The sequence below is a fragment of the Streptomyces sp. NPDC005566 genome (assembly GCF_040605575.1).
In the GTDB taxonomy this organism is placed as follows: Bacteria; Actinomycetota; Actinomycetes; order Streptomycetales; family Streptomycetaceae; genus Streptomyces.
Window position 1 is genome coordinate 19,617 of record NZ_JBEXDB010000034.1, and the last position, 21,735, is coordinate 41,351.

Below are 21,735 nucleotides of genomic sequence, written 5' to 3' on the forward strand. Positions count from 1 at the left end.
ATGCCTCCGAACATCGATGTCGACGCATACGTCAAGGGCGTGCTCGACGGGAAGCGTGCGTTCGTGGCGCGCGCGATCACTCTCGTCGAGTCGACCCGCCCCGATCACCGGGTGCTGGCGCAGCGGTTGCTGAGCGAGCTGCTGCCCCGTTCGGGGCGGGCCAGGCGCATCGGGATCAGCGGGGTTCCGGGCGTGGGGAAGTCCACGTTCATCGATGCGCTGGGCACCCTGCTGACGGGGCTCGGGCACCGGGTCGCCGTCCTGGCCGTCGACCCCTCGTCCAGCCGTACGGGCGGTTCCATCCTGGGCGACAAGACCCGGATGGAACGGCTGGCCGTGGACGCCCGGGCGTTCGTACGCCCCTCCCCCACCGCGGGGACGCTCGGAGGGGTGGCCAAGGCGACCCGTGAGTCCATCGTGGTGATGGAGGCGGCGGGCTATGACGTGGTGCTGGTGGAGACGGTCGGGGTCGGGCAGTCGGAGACCGCGGTCGCCAACATGGTCGACACGTTCCTCCTGCTCACTCTGGCCCGCACCGGCGACCAGCTGCAGGGCATCAAGAAGGGTGTCCTGGAACTGGCCGACGCCATCGCGGTCAACAAGGCCGACGGCCCCCACGAGCGCGACGCCCGCGCGGCGGCACGTGAACTGGCGGGCGCCCTGCGGCTGATGCACCCCGTGGACGCGGCGTGGACTCCTCCGGTCATGACCTGCAGCGCCCGGGAGTCGACCGGTCTGGACGAACTGTGGGAGCGACTGGAGCAGCACCGTACGCTCCTGGACAGCACGGGGCGGCTCACGGCCAAGCGCCGCGAGCAGCAGGTGGACTGGACGTGGACGATGGTCCGCGACGAGCTTCTGGACAGCCTGCGCAGCCATCCGGCCGTGCGCGCGCTCACGCCGCAGCTCGAACAGCGGGTACGCGGGGGCGAGTTGACGGCGACCCTGGCCGCCGAGCAGATCCTCGGGGCGTTCCGCGGTGATGTGGTGGACACAGCGGAGACGGTCGGCGCGAAGAAGCCGGAAGACGGCTGAAGGCCGCGTGCGCACCGTGGTGCGGTGACCGCTCGAACCGTGGGTGCGGTGTAGGCGGACACCGCACCCACGACCCGCGCCGGTAAGCTCCCGGGAATCGCGTCCGAACGGCCGGGTACCTGTCGTCCGCCGAGACGGCTCCGGCAGCAGGCGCTCGCGGTGACCCCCTCCCGCGCAGTCCAGCGGTTCCGGTCCGGGGCCGGCGGCGCCGGGTAGCCGAGCTGCCTCTTCCCCCACCTCGACCTGCGTGCTATGGTGCGGCAAGCACATGTGTACGCCCCGAATCGGGCGCCGGTGCCGTTTCCTCTCATTTCTGCTGTTGCGCCCGTCCTCCAGTGACCGGCGATCCAGCCTCTCCGCACCACTTCTTCTGTCCGGTCCGGGCCTTCTGCCCGTCACACGGGGCGTGATTCCGCCGCCTCCGCTTCGCCGGACACCTCATTCGCCTTGTCCGCGAAAGGACCCACCCATGACCAGCACACTCGAACGCCCCGTCACGCGACAGAATCAGCCCGTCCGCACCGCAGGTGTCCTCGACACCACGAACAACGGACACGGCGTACTGCGCACCGACGGCGGCCATCCCTCCCCCGGTGACATCCAGGTGCCGCCCACACTCATCCGGCAGTTCGGCCTGCGCAAGGGCGACGTCGTCGCTGGAACCTGCGAACGGCCGCGGGCACTGTCCCGGATCGACTCGGTCAACGGCCGTCCGGCACAGGACCTTCGGGGCCGGCCGCACTTCCGCGACCTCACCCCCCTCCACCCCCAGGAGCGGCTGCGCCTGGAGACACCGCGCGGCGGACCCGCCATGCGCCTCGTCGACCTCGTCTCGCCGGTCGGCAAGGGGCAGCGCGGCCTCGTCGTCGCCCCTCCGAAGACCGGCAAGACCGTGCTCCTGCAGCAGCTCGCCGCAGCAGTCGCCACCAACCACCCCGAGTGCCACCTGATGGTCGTCCTCCTGGACGAACGCCCCGAAGAAGTCACGGACATGCGCCGCTCCGTACGCGGCGAGGTGTACGCCTCCACCTTCGACCGGCCCGCGAAGGAGCACATCGCGCTCGCCGACCTCGCCGTGGAACGGGCCAAGCGACTCGTCGAGCAGGGCCAGGACGTCGTGATCCTCCTCGACTCCCTGACCCGGCTGTGCCGGGCCCACAACAACGCCGCCGGGGCGGGCGGACGCACCCTCAGCGGTGGCGTCGACGCCTCCGCCCTCATCGGCCCGAAGAAGCTGTTCGGGGCGGCACGCCTGGCCGAGGAGGGCGGTTCGCTGACCATCCTGGCGACCGCGCTAGTGGACACCGGATCCCGCGCCGACGACTACTTCTTCGAAGAACTGAAGAGCACCGGCAACATGGAACTGCGTCTGGACCGCCGGCTGGCCGACAGGCGGGTCTTCCCCGCCGTCGACATCACGCTGTCCGGCACCCGCCGCGAAGAGCTCCTGGTACCCGCCGCGGAACTGGCGGCCGTGCGGGGACTGCGCCGCGCCCTGCAGTCCAGGGACGGGCAGGCCACCCTGGAAGTCCTGCTGGAGAAGGTCCGCGCCACCCCGGACAACGCCACGTTCCTCCGCCAGGTCCAGCACACCGTTCCCGCCGCGTAACAGCCCGGCTCACGGCGGTCCGGCCACGGCGCGCCGGTCCCGGATCAGCCGGTGCCGCCCAGTGCCTCGGCGACCAGGGTGCGCGCCTCGTCCTGGACCCTGGCCAGGTGTCCGGCGCCCTGGAAGCTTTCGGCGTACACCTTGTACACGTCCTCCGTTCCGGAGGGGCGGGCCGCGAACCAGGCACTGTCCGTGCAGACCTTCAGGCCGCCGATGGCCGCGCCGTTGCCCGGCGCCTCGGTGAGTACGGCGGTGATGGGCTCACCCGCCAGGGTGTCTGCGGTGACCTGGTCCGGGGAGAGCCTGGCCAGTACCGCCTTCTCCTCACGCGTCGCCGGAGCGTCGACCCTCGCATAGGCGGGGTCGCCGAAGCGGGCGGTGAGTTCGCCGTAGTGCTGGGAGGGCGTGGAGCCCGTGACGGCGGTGATCTCCGAAGCCAGCAGGGCGAGCAGGATGCCGTCCTTGTCGGTGGTCCACACCCGGCCGTCGCGGCGCAGGAAGGACGCTCCGGCGGACTCCTCGCCGCCGAAACCCAGGGTGCCGCCGAACAGTCCGTCGACGAACCACTTGAATCCCACCGGCACCTCCACCAACGGGCGCCCGAGGTCTGCCGCGACCCGGTCGATCATGGAGGAGGAGACGAGCGTCTTGCCGATGCCCGTGCCTGCGGGCCAGCCGTCGCGGTGGGAGTAGAGGTAGCGGATGGCCACGGCCAGATAGTGGTTGGGGTTCATCAGCCCGCCGTCAGGGGTGACGATGCCGTGCCGGTCGGCGTCCGCGTCGTTGCCGGTGGAGACGGTGAACGCGTCACGCTGCTCGATCAGGGACGCCATGGCGTACGGCGAGGAGCAGTCCATCCGGATCTTTCCGTCCCAGTCCAGCGTCATGAAACGCCAGGTGGGGTCGGCGAGCGGGTTGACCACGGTGAGGTCGAGCCGGTGGCGTTCGGCGATCCGGCCCCAGTAGGCGACCGAGGCGCCGCCGAGGGGGTCGGCACCGATCCGGATCCCCGCGTCCCGTACGGCGTCCAGGTCCAGGACGGCCGGGAGGTCGTCGACGTACCCGGTGAGGAAGTCGTGCCGCCCCGTGGTGTCCGCGGCGAGCGCCCGGGCGTACGGGATTCTCCGGACCTCCTTCAGCCCGCCCTCGATCAGGGCGTTGGCCCGGTCCTGGATCCAGGAGGTGGCGTCCGAGCCGGCCGGCCCGCCGTGCGGCGGGTTGTACTTGTAGCCGCCGTCGGCCGGCGGGTTGTGCGAGGGGGTGACCACGATGCCGTCGGCGAGACCGCTGCCACGGTCCTGGTTGTACGTCAGGATGGCGTGCGACACGGCGGGGGTGGGGGTGTAACCGTCGTCGCTGTCGATCAGTACGGTGGCCCCGTTGGCCGCCAGCACCTCCAGGGCGGTCACCCGCGCCGGTTCGGACAGCGCATGGGTGTCGGCGCCGAGGAACAGCGGCCCATCGGTGCCCTCACGGGTCCGGTAGTCACAGATCGCCTGGGTCGTGGCGGCGATGTGGTCCTCGTTGAAGGCTGCCGCCAGGGCCGAGCCCCGGTGTCCTGAGGTACCGAAGGCGACGCGCTGGCCGGGTTCGGCCGGGTCGGGGTGGACCGTGTAATAGGCGGTCACCAGACGCGCCACGTCCACCAGGTCTCCGGGCTGCGCCGGCTGACCGGCCCGTTCGTGAACCATCGGTTCTCCTCTGTCGTCGTCGGTGCGTCCACGGCCCGGACCACCGTCACGGGGCGGACGATCATCACGAGTAGTACTCGATACTGCCCCGTCGGCCGCACTTACGGGTACCCGCGGCCCGACAGCAGTACATCCGGGGCCCCGTGCCTTCCCGGGGCCCTTCACGACGATTGGCCGGTTCCCGCGCGGAACACAGCGGGACGGGCAGGGCCAGGAGACCCACCGCCGGCGGCAAACAGCGAGGGCCCGCAATCCGCTTCGCACAACTCGACACCCGGTGGCGGAACTTCAGGATCCGCGGATTCCGGTGTCCCGAATTCCATGACGAGTTGGCGCCACCCTCGATCGGCCGAATGCGAGAGGAAAGCGCAGGGCATCGCCATCATGGAGCAACAGTCCAGAACAGCAGAAGATGCGAGGCACTGACACGCCGCAGCATTCGGCAATCCGGTGCCGGCACCCCTGGTAGGAGCCAATCCGACCCCTCATGCGCGAGTCATGCGTGTTTTCGTACACACTGTCTGTCACAGTGCATTTCGGTTTAACCCACTTATCTCCGCCGCCATATTCCTTTCCGCCGGTACTTATCCGAACCGGCTCGTCGGGGGCATGTGAGAAGAGAGCCGTGCGTGCTGCAAAAGAGTTGCACCGAGGAAAGACAACTGACGGTCCTTCATTTGGTCCAGCCGGTGGAGGGCGGAGTCGCACGGGTCGTGACCGACCTCGTCGCCGCGCAGGTCCGGGCAGGGCTGCGGCCCGTCGTGGCCTGCCCGCCGGGCGGTTCGCTGGCGTCCGGGGCGGCCGTGGCGGGGGCCCGGGTGTGTACCTGGCCGGCCGAGCGGGCCCCGGGGCCGGGGCTGGGCCGGGAGGTCGTGACCGCGGGCCGTCTGATCAGCGCGTACACACCCGATGTGATCCATGCCCACAGTGCGAAGGCCGGCCTCGCGGGCCGGCTGGCCGTCCGGGGCCGGGTGCCGACGGTGTTCCAGCCCCACGCATGGTCGTTCGATGCCGTGGAGGGCAGGACCGCCCGGCTGGCCCTGAAGTGGGAGCGGTTCGGAGCACGGTGGAGCGACCGCATCCTCTGCGTCAGCGAATCCGAGCGCCGCGCGGGCGAGCGCGCGGGCGTCGCCGCCCACTGGTCAGTGATCCACAACGGCATCGACCTCGGCCACTTCCGGCCGGCCGGCCCGGAGGCCGCTCTGGCTGCCCGTGCCGCCCTGCCGCTCCAGGAGACCGTCCCGGCCGGTGCTCCCCTGGTCGTGTGTGTCGGGCGGCTGAGCCGGCAGAAGGGCCAGGACGTGCTGCTGCGGGCCTGGCAGCGGACGCGGGTACCAGGGGCACGGCTCGTCCTGGTCGGTGACGGACCGTGCCATGACGAACTGCGGCGCGCGGCACCTCCGGGGGTGCTGTTCGCGGGAGCGAGCAGGGACGTACGGCCGTGGATCCACGCGGCGGACGTCCTGGTCCTGCCTTCGCGGTGGGAGGGGATGGCGCTGGCCCCGCTCGAGGCGATGGCGTGCGGCACCCCCGTCCTCATGTCCGATGTCAACGGAGCCCGGGAGAGCCTGCCGCCCGGCCACGAATCCCACTGCCTTGTGCCGCCCGAGGACCCTGCAGCCCTCGCGACGGCCCTGACCGCTCTGCTGACCGACCCGCTGCTGCGGAAGGAGCTGGGCGGCACGGCGCAGAGACATACCCGGTCGGTCTTCGATGTGAGGAAGACCGCCGGAGCGGTTCTGAGCCTTTACCAGGAACTTGTCGGCCTGTCCCGCCCCACGACGAGGAAGCGCACCGAGCAATGACGACGGAGAGTGCACCTGTCCCCCGAGCCGCCCAGGCAACAGCCGTACGGCGTACGGCTTCCGCTGTCCGCCCACCGCGCGACGGTACCGGGCGCGCGCAGTCCCTGCGGGCCACCCGGAACCGCAGGAGGTGGGGGTCCCCCTCGGGGCTCGTCGCCGCCGACGGCCTCGCGCTGGTTCTCGCCCTGGCGTTGGTGGCCCCCCTGCCGTGGCCTCCGGGGGTCTTCGTCCTCCAGGCCGTGACTCAGTTGCTGCTGCACGCCCACCGGGGCCTGTACCGGATCGGACTGTCCCCGTCCGTTCTCGCGGAGCTGCCCGCGCTGCTCGGTCTCTCGCTGGTCCAGTGGTACGTGACCACCGAGGCCCTGACCGCGTACGACCCCCGTTACGGCATCGGCTGGACGGCGCTGGCCTGTGCGGTCGCCGCGCAGACGCTGCTGAGCTGCGGTGCGCGCACGGCGGTCCACCGGCTGCGGCTCCGGTCTGCTGCCCGCAGCCCCCAGTCGGCGCTGGTCGTCGGCGACGGTCAGGTCGCCCACCGGGTCACCGCTGCCCTGCAGGAGCACCCGGAGTACGGGCTGCGGCCGGTGGGCCGGGTGGGTTCCGACGCTCCATCGGCCGATGTCCCCGGCCCCGCCGGGTCGCCCTCCGGCGGAGCGCATCTCCCCGTACTCACGACCGCGCAGGACGTCGGCCGGGCGGTCATCCAGAACTCCGTGCGGCACGCCGTCTTCACGGCTCCGCCCGAGTCGGTATCCGGCGGGGCCGCGTTGTTCGGGCAGTTCGTCCGGCAGGGTTGCCGGGTGTGGCTGATCACCGAGCAGGGGACGATCGCCCCCTGCCGGACCGCGTCCAGACCGGACCATGTGTGGGGGTTCGCGGCCCAGGCCTTGGACGACGGCCTGCACAGGCCGGCCGGCCACCGGGTCAAGCGGGCGATGGACGCCGTTCTGGCCATGATCGCCCTGATCGCGGCGGCCCCTCTGCTCGCCGTCTGCGCACTTGCCGTACGCGTCTGTGACGGCCCTGGAGTCGTCTTCAGGCAGGAGCGCATCGGACGGCACGGACGGCCGTTCGTCCTGTTGAAGTTCCGCACCCTGCGGCCGGCCGACGCCCATGAGTCCGCCACCCGGTGGAACGTGTCGGGCGACGAGGCCATGAGCCGCGTCGGCAGGACGCTCCGCCGGACGTCCCTCGACGAGCTCCCGCAGCTGTGGAACGTGGTGCGCGGCGACATGAGTCTGGTCGGCCCCCGCCCGGAACGCCCCTACTTCGTGCAGCACTTCAGCCGCATCCACCCCGGCTACCGGGCCCGTCACCGCATGCCCGTCGGCATCACGGGGCTGGCCCAGGTGCACGGTCTGCGCGGCGACACCTCGATCGAGGACCGTGTCCGCTTCGACAACCGGTACATCGGGACCTGGTCGCTCTGGCAGGACGTGTGCGTCCTCGCGCGGACTGCGGGCTCGGTCTTCCGCCTCGGAGGCAGCTGAACCGTGACTCTCACCGTGACCGCCGCGCCGGCGGTACCCGTCGTCCGGTCCGGCCCGGCGCCCCCGGTCGTGCGCCGGTGGGCGACCGCCTGGCCGCTGTTGCCCCTGGTCGCGACGGTCCTGCTCCTGGCCGTGCCGGCCGACGGCTCGGGGCCTGGGACCGTGTACGGCGTTCCGCCGGCCGACCTCGTCTCGGGCGTCGCGGTGCTCGTCTGCCTGGGGCGCCTGCTGTTCCTGCGGATGCGCCCTCTCACCCCGGCCGCGGCCGTCGTCCTGGGGCTGCCGGCCGTGGGTCTCGCGGTGGCCACGGTCACTGCGGCGGACCCGGCGGCGGCGCTCCCCGGATTCGTCCGGTACCTGCAGATCTTCGTGCTGGTACCGGCCGCCGTCTTCATCCTGGTCCGGGACGCCCGGGGGTTCCGGATCATCACGGGCACGCTGGTGCTCCTCGCCCTCGTCCAGGGCACGACGGGGGTGTACCAGTACGCCTCCGGGTCCGGCGCCTCCTACATGGGTGAGGACATCCGCGCCGTCGGTACGTTCGGGCCCAGCGACGTGATGGGCATGGCCACGGTGGTCGCCTTCGGGCTGCTCGCAGCCGCCGCGTACGCGCTGGGCACCCGCGCCGGCGGGCCCCGGTGGCTGCGTCCCGGTGCCTTCTGCGTCGCCGCGCTCCTGGTCGTTCCGCTCACCCTGTCCTTCAGCAGGGGGGCCTGGATCGCGACGGTCGCGGGTGCCCTGGCCGTGCTCGCGTTGACCGGGCTGCGCCAGGCCGTGCGCGCGCTGGCTGTGCTGTGCGCGGCCGGAGTCGTACTCGTCGGCGGTTTCGGCGTCGGGTCCGAGATGATCTCGCAGCGGCTCACCAGCATCACCGAGGTGACGCGCACCCCCGACCGGTCGGTCAACGACCGGTACACCATGTGGGCCGCCGCGGCCGGCATGTGGCGCGAGCATCCCGTGACCGGCGTCGGCCTCAAGGGCTTTCCCGCGCACCGCGACGGACACGCCTCGATCGGCCTCTCGTCGGGCAGTGACACCGCGGGTGCCGGGCAGGACTTCCGCAAGCAGCCGCTGCTGTCCCCCCACAACATGTATCTGCTCGTGCTGAGCGAGCAGGGTCTCATCGGCCTCACCGCCCTGGCGGGCACCTGGGTGGTGATCCTGGCCGGAGGGGTGCGCAGGCTGGTCCTCGCCCGGGCCCGGGGAGCCGCGGCCCTCGACTGCGGTCTCGCCGCGGTCGGGCTGATGACCTGGCAGACCGTCGACTTCCTGTACGCGGACATCGGCGGTCCCTCCACGGTCCTCACGGGAATCGTGCTCGGACTGGCCGCGTGGTGGGCGCTGGCCGAGCCGGAGAGGGCGACCGTCGCGTGAGCCGGGTCTCCGCGGCGACAGCCGAGAAGACGAAGGGCTCCGGGACATCCGCGCCCGGAGCTCCGCCGGGGCCGGGGCGGTTCCTCGCCCGGGCGGCCGCCGGTGCTGCCGGGCTGACCGTGATCGCCTCCCTGCTGGGGCTCGTACGGGACCAGGCCATCGCCCGGCTCTTCGGCGCGAGCCATGCCAGTGACGCGTTCCTGATCGCCTGGACCGTGCCCGAGATGGCGGCCACGCTGCTGATCGAGGACGGGATGGCCCTGCTGCTCGTCCCTGCCTTCAGCCATGCGCTGGCCCGGCGCGCCGCCTCCGGATCCGCTGCGGACGGACTCGGGGACGATCCCGTGCGGGCGCTCGTGGCGGACACCTTTCCCCGGATGTTCGCCTCGTTGGCCGGTGCGGGCGTCCTGCTGGTCCTGGGCGCTCCATGGGTCGTCAGGATTCTGGCGCCCGGTCTGAGCGACCCCGGCCTCGCCGTGGAATGCACCCGTCTGACAGCGGTCACGGTGCTCACCTTCGGCGTCACCGGGTACTTCAGCGCGGCCCTGCGGGCGCACGGGCGCTTCCTGGCCCCGGCCGGCGTCTACATCGCCTACAACATCGGCATCATCGGCATGACACTCGCGCTGCACTCCGTCTGGGGTGTGCGCGCCGCGGCGGCCGGGGTGGCCGTCGGCAGTGTGCTGATGATCCTGACCCAGCTGCCCACGTTCACGCGGCTGCTGCGACGGCGGGTGCCACGCGCAGACGGGCCGCGCCCGGCACGGGAGGGCCTCTCGCCGCTCCTGGGCGCAACGGTCCTCGCGCCCGTCGTGCTGTTCGTGGTGGGCCGTCAGTCGCAGGTGTTCGTCGAGCGGTTCCTCGCCTCGTCCCTGCCCGACGGGGCCATCTCGCATCTCAACTACGCGCAGAAGGTCGCGCAGCTCCCGATGGTGCTGTCCATGATGATCTGTACGGTGACCTTCCCGGTTGTCGCCCGGGCGATGGCGGCCGGGGACCAGGACGGCGCCCGCCGACGGGTCGAGCGCGATCTCGCACTGGCCGGGACGGTGGTCCTGCTGGGCACGTCGATGGTGCTCGGTTACGCGCACCAGATCGTGGAAGTGCTCTTCCAGCGAGGGGCTTTCGATGCACAGGACACCGCGGCCACTGCCGGTGTGATGCGGATCTACGCACTCGGACTGCTCGGACACACCCTGGTCGGAACGCTGTGCAGGCCGTTCTTCTCCGCCGGAAAGCCCACCTGGTACCCGGTCTGCGCGATGGGCGTCGGGCTGCTGGTCACCACGGGGGCCGGTCTGGCCCTGGCCGGCCCGTTCGGTGTGAACGGCATCGCGGCGGCGAACGCCGTCGGCATCAGTACGGCCGCGCTGCTGCTCCTCCTGGGGCTGGGCTCGCGCGCGGTCGCCATCCGGGTCCGCGCTGTCGCCGTCTCCCTCGGCCGGCCCACGGCCGCGGCAGCGGTCGCCGGGGCCGCGGGATGGGCTGCCGCCCCGGCGATCGGCCATCCGGCACTCAGCCTGGCCGCAGGCTGTGTCCTCGTCCCGGCAGCCTTCCTTCTCACCGGACTTGCCCTCAGAGCTCCCGAAGTCGTTCATCTGCTGGCTCTCACCCGACAGAGGTTCCTTCATGGCCGCTGACACATCGGCACGCGCCGCCGTCCCGTCCGTTCTCCGACCCCAGCCGTGGATTCTCACCTACCACTCGGTGAGCGACCCCACGGACGATCCGTACGGCATCACCGTCTCCGCGGACCGCCTGGACCAGCAGCTGACCTGGCTGCGCCGTCGCCGCCTCCACGGCGTGGGGGTCGGGGCGCTGCTGCGCGCACACGCCGCCGGCCGACGCGGGCTGGTCGGGCTGACGTTCGACGACGGGTACGCCGACTTCCTCCACGAAGCGCTCCCGGTCCTGATCGGGCACGGCTTCACTGCGACGGTGTTCGTCCTGCCCGGCCGGACGGGCGGATCCAACGCATGGGATCCGCTCGGCCCCCGGAAGCCCCTGCTGTCCGAGGACGGCATCCGTGCCGTCGCGGACGCGGGGCTGGAAGTCGGCTCGCACGGCATGCGCCACCTGGATCTGACGACGCTGACCGACGAGGAACTGCGCCTGGAGACGCACGGCAGCAGGGAGGCGATCCGCACCATCACCGGGACCGCTCCGGTCGGCTTCTGCTACCCGTACGGCACGGCGGACCGGCGGGTGCTGGCATCGGTCCGGGACGCGGGCTACGACTACGGCTGCGCGCTCGGCCCCGGCGCCCTGACCGGACCGCTGGCCCTGCCCCGTACACACATCAGCCACGCCGACCGGGGCACCCGTCTGCGCGCGAAGGAACTGCGGCACCGGCTGCGCCACCGGCCCGGCGCCGCCCCCGCGCCCGTCCCCACGGGAGGGACCCGGTGAAAGCCCTGCACGTCATCACGGGCCTCGGGGTCGGCGGCGCGGAGCAGCAGCTGCGCCTGCTGCTCCGTCATCTGCCGGTGCCCTGCGACGTCGTGACGCTCACGAACCCCGGCCCGGTCGCCGAGGGGCTGCGCGCCGACGGCATCCGCGTCGGGCACCTGGGCATGAACGGCAACCGTGACCTGACCGCCGTGCCCAGGCTGGCCCGGCTCATCCGGCGCGGCGCCTACGACCTCGTGCACACCCATCTGTACCGGGCGTGCGTCTACGGTCGGATCGCGGCCCGACTCGCCGGGACCACGCGTGCCACGATCGCCACCGAGCATTCGCTGGGGCATGCGGAGATCGAAGGGCGGCCGCTCACCCGCGGCACCCGGGCCCTGTACCTGCGCACCGAGCGCCTCGGGGCGGCTACGGTCGCCGTCTCCCCCACCATCGCCGGCCGTCTGCTCGACTGGGGTGTGCCGGCCGCCCGGATCCACACCGTGCCCAATGGGATCGACGCGGCCCGGTTCCGCTTCGACAGCGGTCAGCGCCGTGCGACCCGGGCGCTGCTCCGCATCCCGGACGACGCATTCGTCGTGGGTGGCATCGGCAGGCTCGTCCCCGGAAAACGCTTCGACGTACTGATCCGTGCCGTTGCGGCGCTCCCGGGCGCCTGGCTGGTACTGGCCGGGGACGGCCCCGAAGCCGGTTCGCTGCGCTCCCTGGCCACACGGCTCCGGATCGACGAGCGGGTCCGCTTCCTCGGCGAGTGCGACTCGGACGGTGGCACGGCGGGCCCCGGGATCCCCGCAGTGCTCTCGGCCATGGACACCTTCGTCTCGACGTCGCGCGAGGAGACGTTCGGGCTGGCCGCCGTCGAGGCCCTGGCCGCCGGACTTCCCGTCGTGCACAGCGCCTGTCCCGCCATCGAGGACCTCCCGGCCGGCCGGGCACCGGGCGCCACCCGCATCGGCGGCGCCGGGTCCCCCTCCACTCCCGCCGATCTCACGCACGAGCTGACGGCCGTGCTGCGCCACCGGATGGAGAGCGGCGCACGAAGACTGCCGCCGCCCCCGGCCGTGGACCAGTACGACATCAGGCTCAGCAGCGAGCGCGTCATGGACGTCTACGCGCACGCCCTCGACACCGCCCCTTCGACCTGGAGAGCACACTCATGACCGAGTCGCCCGAGCAGCAGCCGGCCGCCCGCGGACGGTTCCGCCGCATCCGCCCCAAGCCCGCGTTGCCCCACTGGTGGCCCCTGCCCGCCTGCATCCTGATCGGAACGGCATCCGGGCTCTCCTACGGTCTGCTCGCCCCGACCGAGTACTCGGCGACCAGTTACGCCATGGTGGCGGCGGACAAGGGCATCGATCCCGCAGCCGCGCTCGGCTACGCCCAGTCGTACGGCCGCCTGGCCACCAGCGAGGCGACCCTGGTCTACGCCCGGGGCGCCGCGGGCGAGCCGGTTCGGGAACTGCGCACCCACGTACGCTCCGAGACCTCCCCCGACTCACCCATGATCGCGATCACCGGAACGTCGGAGAACCGGCGACGGGCCGCTGACATCGCCAACGCGGTCACCGAGGCCGTGGTGGTCAGCAGCGGTCATGTCGCCAAGGACACCGGGGTGAAACTGCTCAAGTTCTCGCACGCCGTGCCGTCGGCGGAGCCGGTGTCCCCCTCGGTGCCCCTCGGTACGGCTGTGGGTGCGAGTGCGGGCGGGCTGATCGGCGGCCTGGTCCTCCTCGTACGGCCCCGCCAGGGGCACCGGGGCCTCCACGCCCAGGTGCCGGCTCCCGCCCAGGCGGACGGTCCGCTCCCGGCCGACGAACGGGAGCTCGTGCGATGACCGTTGACCTCGACGGGCGACTCACCGTCACCCTCTGCCGTGACCTGGGGGAGTTCACCGGACTCTCCGGGGAATGGGACGCCCTGCACCGCCGGTGCTCGACCTCCACCCCGTTCCAGAGCCACGCCTGGCTGCATTCGTGGTGGCTCTCCTACGGAGCGCCGGGCAGGCTCCGTGTCGTACTGGCGCGGCGCAACGGGCGGCTGATCGGTGCCGCTCCCCTGATGCTCGTACACCGCCCGATGCCCCTGCTCATGCCCATGGGCGGGGCGATCTCCGACTTCTTCGACATCCTCGTGGACGACGAGGAGGCGAAGGATGCGGTCATGGCCCTGGAGCGCGGGCTCGAACGGGCCGCCGTTCACACGGTGATCGATCTGCGGGAGGTGCGGCCCGACGCCTCGGCCCAGCTGCTGTACGAGAACTGGTCCGGCGCCAGGAGCAGGCTCGCGGACTCGACCTGCATGGAACTCCCCGCCGAGCCCATCGGCGCTCTCCTCACACGGATGCCCGGTTCGCGTGCCCAGCGCGCCCGTTCCAAGCTGCGCAAGCTGGACGCTCTGCGGATCGAGTGCCGCCCGGCACCGGAGCACCGCGTGGCGGACGCGGTCGACACCCTGGTGCGGCTGCACGAACGCCAGTGGCGGGGCCGTGGGATCAACCCCGAGCACCTGCGGCCGCGTTTCTCCGCGCATCTCGTGCGTGCGACCCGCCGGATGGTCCGCGACGGCGAGGCGTCGCTGACGGAGTTCGTGCTCGACGGCGACGTGGTGGCCGCCGACCTGTCGCTCAGATCCGCGCACCTGGCCGGCGCCTATCTGTACGGGGCCGATCCCGGGCTCCGGGACAGGAAGGTGGACGTGTCGGTGATGCTGCTGCGCGAGGCGGCACAGCAGGCGGCGGACACGGGGCGCAGCGTGCTGAGTCTGCTGCGCGGCTCGGAGCAGTACAAGAACAGCTGGGAACCCGTTCCGGTCGTCAACCAGCGCCTGCTGCTCGCCCGCTCCGCTCTGGAACCGCTGCTGCGGTTGCGCGAGTCGCAGGTGGTGGCGCGGGACCGGGCCGCGGAGGCCGTGAAGAACCGCTTTCCCGCCGCACGCGACTGGCACAGCCGGCTGAGCGCTCTGCCTGCGGGGGGCCTCTCCGCCATCGGCCGGAGATAGTCGTGGATTACGACTTTTGATCCGATCCGTTACCGTCTGTCGATTGTCGCGTTGTCAGGGCATGCCGGCGCACTTTCTGCAGCCGGTTTCGACCCTCTCAAGGAGAACAGATGTCGCGCATCTCGAAGGTAGCCGCAGTCATGGCGGGTACCGGTGCCCTGATCGCCGGCGGTGCCGGCCTGGCTACCGCCGACGCCGGAGCCGAGGCCGTTGCCGCCCACTCCCCGGGTGTCGGTTCGGGCAACGCCATTCAGGTGCCCGTGCACATCCCGGTCAACGTCTGCGGCAACACGGTGAACGTCATCGCGCTGCTCAACCCGGCCTTCGGCAACACCTGCGCGAACGTGTCGGACAGCCACGAGGACAAGGGTGACTACGGCTACGGCCACTGATCTTCACGCCGCACGCCGCCGGGCCGCCCCTCCCCACCGGGAGGGGCGGCCCGGCCGTTTTCCGGGCGATGCCCGGATCCCGCCGGCTCAGACGTAGCGGTACAGGCGGGTGTGATCCAGTAGCGTCGCGGGCGCCACGTCCCAGGGTGGCATCGGCTCGTCGACGGCGAAGACCCGGTCGTTCTGCGGATCGCCGGCCGGGAGTCCGCGGCCCGGCAGATAGCGGGAGCGCGGATGTGCCTTCTGCCAGCGTGTCCAGAGCAGATCCATGTACGCGTGGTGCAGCCAGAAGACCGGGTCGTCGGGCGACGCGGCGCCCCCCATCGAGCCACCGATCCAGCGGTGCACCTGGTTGTGGTTGGCCGCCCCTCGTCCGCCTCTGATCCCCCAGCCCTCGATCCTGTTCCGGAAACCGGTGGTGCTGACGCTGTTCCACGGCGCGGTGTCGTAGACCGGGTCCCTGAGCGCCCGGTCCACATCGGCCTTGCTGGGCAGGCGGACGGGCTCGGAGGGGCGGCCGAAGTTCCGGCGCAGGAAGTGGTCGTCGGTGACTCCCCCGCTGATACGCCAGTTTCCCTCCCGGTACGCGAACGGCCCGGTCATGACCTGCCGGTCACCGGACCTGCCGTTGCCGCCGAGGAAGTCCTCCGCCCAGAGGGAGGACGCCGGTGTGTTGTCCCGTGTCCAGTCCCAGTAGGGGATCGACACTCCGGGGTCGACGGCCTGCAGGGCCTTCTCGAACTCCAGCAGGTACCTGCGGTGCCACGGGAAGAAGGACGGGGTCATATGAGCGGGCCGCGGCCGGCTCTCGGCGTCGGTGACGTAGAACTCCCGGTGCAGGTCGACGAACTCGTCGTACCGTCCCGAGCGCTTAAGCTCCAGGATCGCCCCGACCAGGCGCTTCTTCTCCGTGCGTGTGAGGTTGCGCTGATTCTTGCGGCTGTACACGCGTGCTCGCCCTTCGTGGTTCAGATGGTGTGCGGGGAGGCCTTGGCCAGTTGGGCGGTGCCGATCTCGTCGACTGCCGCGCGCGCCGTCTCGAGCAGTGTCGGGAACGACTCGTAGTGGTTGACCGTGCTGAGGTAGCTCCCGTCGGCGCGCCGCATCACGTGCAGCGTCCTGCCGTCGATGCTCACCTGCGTGTCGGCGGTCGCTGACAGGGCTCCGGTCCGGCCGGTGGCCGCTCCACCACCGGCAGGCACCATGACCGCCGCCGTCCCGCGGATGTCACGGCCCCGGTACATCTCTGCGAACCGCTCGGGCCCGGAAGGGCGCCCTCGCCCGCCGGCGCGGGCCTCGGTGACCGCGGCGGGGGTCCGATCCTGCGCGGTGCCGGCTCGGGCCTCCTGGCCCGTCACGAGAATCGGAGCGAGTGCGCCGCCCGTCCCGGCGACCATGCTCGCCGTGAAGGCGGCGCGCAGCACGACGCGGCGGCCCGGGCTCTTCCTGCCGGCTTGTGCGCCGCTCGTGCCGGTGGTCGGATCCATCATCTGATTTCCTGCCTCTCGTCCACTCTTCCGAGGTGTCCTCTCCCTCGAAGTTGACAACGAGGCGGCACGTGAACGGTTCTCGCCGTGTGCGAATCACGCGACCGTGGGAATTTTCCGGTCCGTACGGCCGTGTCGCCCGGGCAGCAGCGCGCCGCGGGCCAGCATGGCCGTCTCAGCTCACGGAGGTTGCATGAACGCGCCGACGCAGGTACCCACGAGCCGCGTGCGCAGAACAGCGGACGTCGATCTGGCCGACCCGTCGTTCTGGCAGTTGCCCCGGCCCGAGCGGCTGTCCGCGTTCGCGCTGCTGCGGGAGCAGGACGCACCGGTCCTGTTCACCCCTCGTACGGGCTCGCACGCGCCGTTCCACGCGCTGGTGAGGCACGCCGATGTGAAGGCGGCGAGCCGGAAGCCACATCTCTTCGCGAGCGCGCCCGGTGTCACCACGCCGGAACCGGCCCGCTGGGCCAAAGCGGTGTTCGGCAATTCCATGGTCAACATGGACGGCGCGGAGCACGCGGGTCTGCGCAGGACCATCTCCCGTGCGTTCACCCCGCGGCTGCTCGCGGCCGCCGAGGAGAACATCCGCGACATCGCGCGGCGGCTGGTGGACGAGATGATCGCCGACGGCCCCGGCGACTTCATGCCCTCGGCCCCCTCCCGTATGCCGTTCGACGTCATCTGCGACCTGATGGGGATCCCCGGCCCCCATCGCGCCGAGATCGCCGCCCAGATCGATCAGGCGTCGGAGTACGTGGGCGTCCGGCGCCGTGGCCGCGCCCGGCTGCGCGTACCCGGCCGTGGTCTGCGGTCCCTGGGCCGCATGCAGATGGTGATGGCGAAGCTCGCACGTGAACGCCGACGGCACCCCGCCGACGACGTGATCTCGGCTCTGGTTCGCGCGGACGTCGACGGGCAGGCACTGTCCTCGCGTCAGCTCGGCGCCTTCTTCTCCCTCTTGCTGGTGGCGGGGGTGGAGACCACGCGTAACGCGATCGCCCACGGCCTGCTCCTGCTGACCGCGCACCCGGAGCAGCGCGCTCTCCTCGAGTCCGACTTCGACCGGTACGCCGACGGCGCGGTGGACGAGATCGTCCGGCTCTCCACGCCGATCATCCAGTTCCGCCGGACGGTCGCGGCCGAGACCACACTGGCCGGGCGCACCTTTCTTCCCGGCGAGAAGGTCATGCTCCTCTACGCTTCGGCGAACCGGGACGCCTCGGTGTTCACCGACCCCGACGCCTTCGACATCACCCGCTCACCCAATCCGCATCTGGGCTACGGCGGGGGCGGGCCCCATCACTGTCTGGGAGCGCATTTGGCGCGGCTGGAAATGAAAGCGCTCTTCCATGAACTGCTCACGCGACTCGGTAACGTGCGGGCGGTGGGCGAACCGGCTCTGGTCGATTCGAATTTCGACAACCGCGTACGCTCACTCCCCTTCACCTTCGACATGTGTCACCCGAATGGTCCGGTCTGATTCTCCGGATGTCGCGAATGGCCTACTCGAAAGCGCTCGCACAGCCCATTGTTGAACGTTTCTCCTTAGGGTCGAGATCGTCGTGAGTATGCCGAAACCCAAGGAGGAGCCGTGCCCGCACAGCGCCGTCTCATCAATTTCTGCATCGGGACGGCTGTGCTTGGCCTCCTCGTCGGTGGCGCGGTCGTCACGGAGCGGACCGGGTCGGACTCCGAAGCCGGGAAGGGCGCTTCACCTGCTCCCTACGCGTCGGCCGACACCACCGCGATCGGCGCCTACCTGGACTACGGACCGGACGGCGTCCGGCGGATGGCGGAGCTGTCGCGCTGGCTCGGCGGGACGGAGCTGCGTGTCGGGCACAGCTATCTGCCGGGCGACCTGTGGGAGAACATCGAGGGCCGCCCCGGATTCCTCGCGGCGTGGAGTGCCTGGCGGCGTGCGTCCGAGGACCGGATGTTCGTGCTCAACACCCCGATGCTGGAACGCAACGAGGCGCGCGTCCCGGACTCGGAGGTGCGCAGGCTCCTGAGGGCGGGCGCCCGGGGAGAGTTCGACGAGCACTTCCGGAAGCTGGCCGACCGGCTCGTCCTGCTGGGCATTCCGGACACGGTGATCGTCCTGGGCTGGGAGATGAACGGCACCACGTACACGCACCGCTGCGGTCCGGATCCCGTTGCGTGGAAGGCGTACTGGAACCGCATCGTCACGACGATGCGCTCGGTCCCCGGCCAGAAGTTCCGCTTCGACTTCGCCCCGAGCCGAGGGCGCGACGCCGTCCCCTGGACCGAGTGCTATCCCGGCGACGACGTCGTCGACATCATCGGCATGGACTCCTACGACCAGCCTCCGGCCCGGACGTTCGACGAGCAGGTCAACGAACCGTACGGACTGCAGAAGCAGGTCGACTTCGCGGCGGAGCGCGGCAAGCCGATCTCCTTTCCGGAGTGGGGCCTGTTCCGCAACGGCGACAACCCGGAGTACATGCGTCGGATGCTGAAGTGGATCGAGCAGCACAAGCCGGTGTACCAGACGATCACGGACTACTGCCCGCACGGTGTGTGGCAGTGCGCCGAGAACCCCGAGTCGTCCCGGGTGTTCCGCGAGATGCTGACCCGGCCGGGGACCGTCGATCCCACCTCGCCCGTACCCACGCCGAGCGGGACGTCCAAGCCCGACAAGCCCACACCGACCGTCCCCGCACCGGACACCAACGGATCCGAGTGGTGCATCAGCATTCCGCTGAGCGACTGGTTCGGTCAGTGGGTGACGGACCGGAGGTTCTGTCTGAGCGACTGAATGTCGCCCGAAGTACGCGGCGCGTCCCGACGGTCACGAGTCTGTGACCGCCGGGCCGACCCGGGCGCATTCCGGGTCGGCCCCGTGAATGAATGCAGGCATGACCCGCCCCAGAATCCGTGTCGCCGCCTATGTCGTCCGCCACCGCGAGGTCGCCGAACTGCTCGTGTTCGACCACGTGGGTGTGCCGGAGGCGGGGACGCAGATCCCTGCGGGAGGCGTTCGGCCGGGCGAGAGCCTGGTGCCCGCCGTCCTGCGGGAAATCGCCGAGGAGACCGGATTGGCGACCGCTGTCCCGGTCCGGCGGATCGCGGTGGAGGACAGCCCTCATGCCGGCACCGGGCGGCCGCGCAGAACGACGTTCTTCCTCCTGCGTGCTCCGGCGGACACCCGGGACTCGTGGAGCCACCGCGTACGCGGCGACGACGAGGACGCGGGCCTGGTGTTCGCCTGCAGGTTCGTGCCGATTCCCTTGCCGCAGCCGCTGGCGGACGGGCAGGACGCGTGGCTGGGCCTGGTCCGAAGCGGGTGGCGTACGCCGCCGGGCGCCGGGCCGATCGCTGTCAGCCGTCCTGTCCGCGCAGGAACGCCAGTACCGCGGCGGTGAATTCCTGCGGATTCTCCTCGGGAATCCAATGCGCGGTGCCCGGCACGACGAAGCCCGTCACCCGGTGGGCCACTTCGCGCATCATCTCCTCGACGAGCGCCCCCGAGGTACTCATCTCCCCGCCGACCGCCAGTACCGGCACCGTCAGTCTGCCGTTGCGTTCGAGTGCCGCACGATTTGCCTCCGCATCCGCGTCGAACGCCCGGTACAGCTCGAATCCCGCACGCATCGCTCCCGGCGCGGAGTAGGCAGAGACGTAGACGTCGAAGTCGGACGCGTCGATGGCTGAGGGATCGGAATTGCGTACGGCGAAGAAGGCCTGGAGGTACTGCCGTTCACGTCCGGCCACCAGCGTCTCCGCGACGTCACGCGCCCCGTGGAACGCGAAGTGCCACACTCGCGGGTCGCTGCGCAGCCGGTCGAACACCTCGGTACCGGGAAGCGGGGCGTCCACAGCCACGAGATGGGAGACGTGGTCCCGGAACTGCTGTGCGTACGCGTACGCGATCATGAGGCCGATGTCATGGCCGACGAGTACGACGGGCTCGCGGATCCCGAGGTGCTCGTGCAGCAGTTGGTGGATGTCGCGCGCCAGGGTCCACTTGTCGTAGCCGGAGGCCGGGCGCGACGAGTGCCCGGCACCCCGGTAGTCGGGAGCGATCACGCGGTAGCCCGCTGCGACGAGCGGCTCCATCACCCGACGCCACTCCCACCAGGTCTGGGGAAAGCCGTGGACGAGCACGATCGTGCGTGCGCCCTCGCCGGCCGATACGTAGTGCAGCCGGAGCCCCGGGGACAGATCGGCCATTCCGTGCGTGACGGCGAACGGGTCGTGTCGATCCTGGCCGAGCGGCATGGTGAAGGCTCCTGTCGTGTCGGGTGCGTCTCGGCGAGGGCCGCCGCGCTTTCCGCTCCTCACCCTGCATCCCTCGACTCGACAGGACAAGTGAAATGATCTATAGCCACTGTTAAGCTCACCTACATGCTGGATATGAGGCGTCTACAGATCCTTCGTGCCGTGGTCACCAGCGGATCGGTGTCCGCCGCCGCCGTGAATCTGGGATACACACCGTCGGCCATCAGCCAGCAGGTCTCGGCTCTGGAGAAGGAGGCTGCGACGCCGTTGCTGGAGAGAGCCGGCCGGGGCGTAAGGCCCACCGAGGCCGGACGGCTGCTCACCGGTTACGCGGACACCATCAGCAGGACCGTGGCCGAGGCGGAGACGGCTCTCGCCGACCTCCGGGAGGGCCGGACCGGCCATGTGAGCGTCCGCTACTTCAGTTCCGCCGGCGCCTCATTGGTGGCTCCTGCACTCGCCCGCATGCGGCACGGACACCCGGGAATCCGGGTCGAGCTCAAGCTGAGCGATCCTCACGACCCGCTGCCGGAGGTCAAAGAGGGCTCTGCCGACCTGGCGGTGGTGGTCCGGCCGCAGGGGGATGCCCCGCGTGGAGTCCGACTGGTACCTCTCCTCGACGACCCGTACCACGTGGTCCTGCCGGTCGGGCACCGGCTCGCAGGCCGGCAGGTGATCGATCTCGGCGCCCTCGCCGACGAGGCTTGGGTGGGGAGCGAACGGGCCGCCGACCGATGTCTGGACCTCGTGCTCACCGCATGCGCGGCCGCGGGTTTCAGCCCCGGCTTCACGGTGGAGAGCGGGGACTACGCGACGGCCCTGGGCTTCGTCGCCGCGGGCATCGGCGTGGCGCTGATTCCCCGGATGGGGTTGCGCGGTACCGATGCGGACGTTGTCGTGCGCAGGGTCCGGGGGCCCGAACCGGTCAGGGAGATCTGCGCGGCCGTTCGCGGGACGACGACGGTCCCGCCGTCACTGAGCGCCTTGCTGACCGCACTCTCGGATGCCGCAGACTGCCTGGACACGCCGCCCGAGGATTCCGCGGGGGCAGGCCGGGGCGGCGCACCCTGAGGCGGTACGGGACGGGTTCGGCGAGGCCCCGTACCCGGCGTGTGGGGCGACACCACGTCCCGGGGGGGGGGGGGGGGGCCGCCCCCCGGGGGGGGGGGGGGGGGGGGGGGTGGGGGTCGACGTGGGG

General features: G+C 71.1%; 19 protein-coding genes. 15 read left to right on the forward strand and 4 right to left on the reverse strand.

Translation table 11 applies throughout. The annotated features are described in order from the left end of the window. Together meaB and rho are read left to right on the forward strand one after the other, a co-directional pair. Positions 1–1,035 carry a methylmalonyl Co-A mutase-associated GTPase MeaB gene (gene meaB, locus ABZS61_RS33570; RefSeq protein ID WP_356429907.1) on the forward strand — a complete coding sequence of 345 codons (1,035 nt, stop codon included), beginning with the start codon at positions 1–3 and terminating at the stop codon, positions 1,033–1,035. Between the two features lie 469 nt (positions 1,036–1,504). After that, on the forward strand, positions 1,505–2,644 hold the full coding sequence (gene rho, locus ABZS61_RS33575) for a transcription termination factor Rho (protein WP_356429910.1): 1,140 nt from the start codon (positions 1,505–1,507) through the stop codon (positions 2,642–2,644). 44 nt (positions 2,645–2,688) lie between these two features. Here rho and pgm read toward each other — a convergent pair whose 3' ends face one another. Then, positions 2,689–4,335: a phosphoglucomutase (alpha-D-glucose-1,6-bisphosphate-dependent) gene (gene pgm, locus ABZS61_RS33580; protein ID WP_356429913.1), complete on the reverse strand. Its 1,647-nt coding sequence runs from the start codon at positions 4,333–4,335 to the stop codon at positions 2,689–2,691. Between the two features lie 629 nt (positions 4,336–4,964). Between pgm and ABZS61_RS33585 the strand changes: the two genes are divergently transcribed. The 9 genes from ABZS61_RS33585 (at position 4,965) to ABZS61_RS33625 (ending at position 14,808) form a co-directional block, all read left to right on the forward strand. Further along, complete coding sequence (locus ABZS61_RS33585; RefSeq protein WP_356429916.1) at positions 4,965–6,140, forward strand: glycosyltransferase family 4 protein; 1,176 nt, start codon at positions 4,965–4,967, stop codon at positions 6,138–6,140. Beyond that, positions 6,137–7,633, forward strand: a complete 1,497-nt coding sequence (locus ABZS61_RS33590) for an exopolysaccharide biosynthesis polyprenyl glycosylphosphotransferase (protein ID WP_356429919.1) — start codon at positions 6,137–6,139, stop codon at positions 7,631–7,633. The genes ABZS61_RS33585 and ABZS61_RS33590 overlap by 4 nt, the downstream gene beginning before the upstream one ends. A 3-nt stretch (positions 7,634–7,636) precedes the next feature. Beyond that, complete coding sequence (locus tag ABZS61_RS33595; protein WP_356429922.1) at positions 7,637–9,007, forward strand: O-antigen ligase family protein; 1,371 nt, start codon at positions 7,637–7,639, stop codon at positions 9,005–9,007. Positions 9,008–9,126: 119 nt separating this feature from the next. Next, positions 9,127–10,647, forward strand: a complete 1,521-nt coding sequence (locus ABZS61_RS33600; RefSeq protein ID WP_356429960.1) for a lipid II flippase MurJ — start codon at positions 9,127–9,129, stop codon at positions 10,645–10,647. Continuing rightward, positions 10,637–11,416 carry a polysaccharide deacetylase family protein gene (locus tag ABZS61_RS33605; protein ID WP_356429925.1) on the forward strand — a complete coding sequence of 260 codons (780 nt, stop codon included), beginning with the start codon at positions 10,637–10,639 and terminating at the stop codon, positions 11,414–11,416. The genes ABZS61_RS33600 and ABZS61_RS33605 overlap by 11 nt, the downstream gene beginning before the upstream one ends. After that, positions 11,413–12,579 carry a glycosyltransferase gene (locus tag ABZS61_RS33610; RefSeq protein WP_356429928.1) on the forward strand — a complete coding sequence of 389 codons (1,167 nt, stop codon included), beginning with the start codon at positions 11,413–11,415 and terminating at the stop codon, positions 12,577–12,579. The genes ABZS61_RS33605 and ABZS61_RS33610 overlap by 4 nt, the downstream gene beginning before the upstream one ends. Beyond that, a complete protein-coding gene (locus tag ABZS61_RS33615; RefSeq protein ID WP_356429931.1) occupies positions 12,576–13,253 on the forward strand; it encodes a lipopolysaccharide biosynthesis protein in 678 nt (225 codons plus the stop codon). The genes ABZS61_RS33610 and ABZS61_RS33615 overlap by 4 nt, the downstream gene beginning before the upstream one ends. Beyond that, positions 13,250–14,416, forward strand: a complete 1,167-nt coding sequence (locus tag ABZS61_RS33620; protein ID WP_356429934.1) for a GNAT family N-acetyltransferase — start codon at positions 13,250–13,252, stop codon at positions 14,414–14,416. The genes ABZS61_RS33615 and ABZS61_RS33620 overlap by 4 nt, the downstream gene beginning before the upstream one ends. 110 nt (positions 14,417–14,526) lie before the next feature. Next, positions 14,527–14,808, forward strand: a complete 282-nt coding sequence (locus tag ABZS61_RS33625; protein WP_329214283.1) for a chaplin — start codon at positions 14,527–14,529, stop codon at positions 14,806–14,808. Positions 14,809–14,895: 87 nt separating this feature from the next. Here the strand turns inward: ABZS61_RS33625 and ABZS61_RS33630 are convergent, their stop codons facing one another. Next, complete coding sequence (locus ABZS61_RS33630) at positions 14,896–15,756, reverse strand: tyrosinase family protein (protein ID WP_356429939.1); 861 nt, start codon at positions 15,754–15,756, stop codon at positions 14,896–14,898. Positions 15,757–15,776: 20 nt separating this feature from the next. Next, positions 15,777–16,295 (reverse strand): tyrosinase family oxidase copper chaperone, encoded by a 519-nt coding sequence (locus ABZS61_RS33635; RefSeq protein WP_356429962.1) that lies wholly within the window; start codon positions 16,293–16,295, stop codon positions 15,777–15,779. Positions 16,296–16,488: 193 nt separating this feature from the next. Between ABZS61_RS33635 and ABZS61_RS33640 the strand changes: the two genes are divergently transcribed. The 3 genes from ABZS61_RS33640 to ABZS61_RS33650 all read left to right on the forward strand — a co-directional run bounded on the left by ABZS61_RS33640 (position 16,489) and on the right by ABZS61_RS33650 (position 19,681). Beyond that, positions 16,489–17,778, forward strand: a complete 1,290-nt coding sequence (locus tag ABZS61_RS33640; RefSeq protein ID WP_356429942.1) for a cytochrome P450 — start codon at positions 16,489–16,491, stop codon at positions 17,776–17,778. 111 nt (positions 17,779–17,889) lie between these two features. Next, a complete protein-coding gene (locus tag ABZS61_RS33645; RefSeq protein ID WP_356429945.1) occupies positions 17,890–19,074 on the forward strand; it encodes a glycosyl hydrolase in 1,185 nt (394 codons plus the stop codon). A gap of 100 nt (positions 19,075–19,174) precedes the next feature. Next, positions 19,175–19,681, forward strand: a complete 507-nt coding sequence (locus ABZS61_RS33650; protein ID WP_356429948.1) for an NUDIX domain-containing protein — start codon at positions 19,175–19,177, stop codon at positions 19,679–19,681. Here the strand turns inward: ABZS61_RS33650 and ABZS61_RS33655 are convergent. Beyond that, positions 19,638–20,537 carry an alpha/beta hydrolase gene (locus ABZS61_RS33655; RefSeq protein WP_356429950.1) on the reverse strand — a complete coding sequence of 300 codons (900 nt, stop codon included), beginning with the start codon at positions 20,535–20,537 and terminating at the stop codon, positions 19,638–19,640. The genes ABZS61_RS33650 and ABZS61_RS33655 overlap by 44 nt on opposite strands. A gap of 126 nt (positions 20,538–20,663) precedes the next feature. On the opposite strand from ABZS61_RS33655, the gene ABZS61_RS33660 reads away from it, so the two are divergent. Then, positions 20,664–21,608 (forward strand): LysR family transcriptional regulator, encoded by a 945-nt coding sequence (locus ABZS61_RS33660; RefSeq protein WP_356429953.1) that lies wholly within the window; start codon positions 20,664–20,666, stop codon positions 21,606–21,608. Positions 21,609–21,735 lie beyond the last annotated feature (127 nt).

Excerpts from the sequence above, each read along its gene's own strand:
- meaB (WP_356429907.1), top strand. The coding sequence starts at position 1 with ATGCCTCCGAACATCGATGTCGACGCATACGTCAAGGGCGTGCTCGAC.
- ABZS61_RS33650 (WP_356429948.1), top strand. The coding sequence starts at position 19,175 with ATGACCCGCCCCAGAATCCGTGTCGCCGCCTATGTCGTCCGCCACCGC.
- ABZS61_RS33625 (WP_329214283.1), top strand. The coding sequence starts at position 14,527 with ATGTCGCGCATCTCGAAGGTAGCCGCAGTCATGGCGGGTACCGGTGCC.
- ABZS61_RS33620 (WP_356429934.1), top strand. The coding sequence starts at position 13,250 with ATGACCGTTGACCTCGACGGGCGACTCACCGTCACCCTCTGCCGTGAC.
- ABZS61_RS33640 (WP_356429942.1), top strand. The coding sequence starts at position 16,489 with ATGAACGCGCCGACGCAGGTACCCACGAGCCGCGTGCGCAGAACAGCG.
- pgm (WP_356429913.1), bottom strand. The coding sequence starts at position 4,335 with ATGGTTCACGAACGGGCCGGTCAGCCGGCGCAGCCCGGAGACCTGGTG.
- ABZS61_RS33635 (WP_356429962.1), bottom strand. The coding sequence starts at position 16,295 with ATGGATCCGACCACCGGCACGAGCGGCGCACAAGCCGGCAGGAAGAGC.
- ABZS61_RS33605 (WP_356429925.1), top strand. The coding sequence starts at position 10,637 with ATGGCCGCTGACACATCGGCACGCGCCGCCGTCCCGTCCGTTCTCCGA.
- ABZS61_RS33660 (WP_356429953.1), top strand. The coding sequence starts at position 20,664 with ATGCTGGATATGAGGCGTCTACAGATCCTTCGTGCCGTGGTCACCAGC.
- ABZS61_RS33590 (WP_356429919.1), top strand. The coding sequence starts at position 6,137 with ATGACGACGGAGAGTGCACCTGTCCCCCGAGCCGCCCAGGCAACAGCC.
- ABZS61_RS33615 (WP_356429931.1), top strand. The coding sequence starts at position 12,576 with ATGACCGAGTCGCCCGAGCAGCAGCCGGCCGCCCGCGGACGGTTCCGC.
- ABZS61_RS33655 (WP_356429950.1), bottom strand. The coding sequence starts at position 20,537 with ATGCCGCTCGGCCAGGATCGACACGACCCGTTCGCCGTCACGCACGGA.
- rho (WP_356429910.1), top strand. The coding sequence starts at position 1,505 with ATGACCAGCACACTCGAACGCCCCGTCACGCGACAGAATCAGCCCGTC.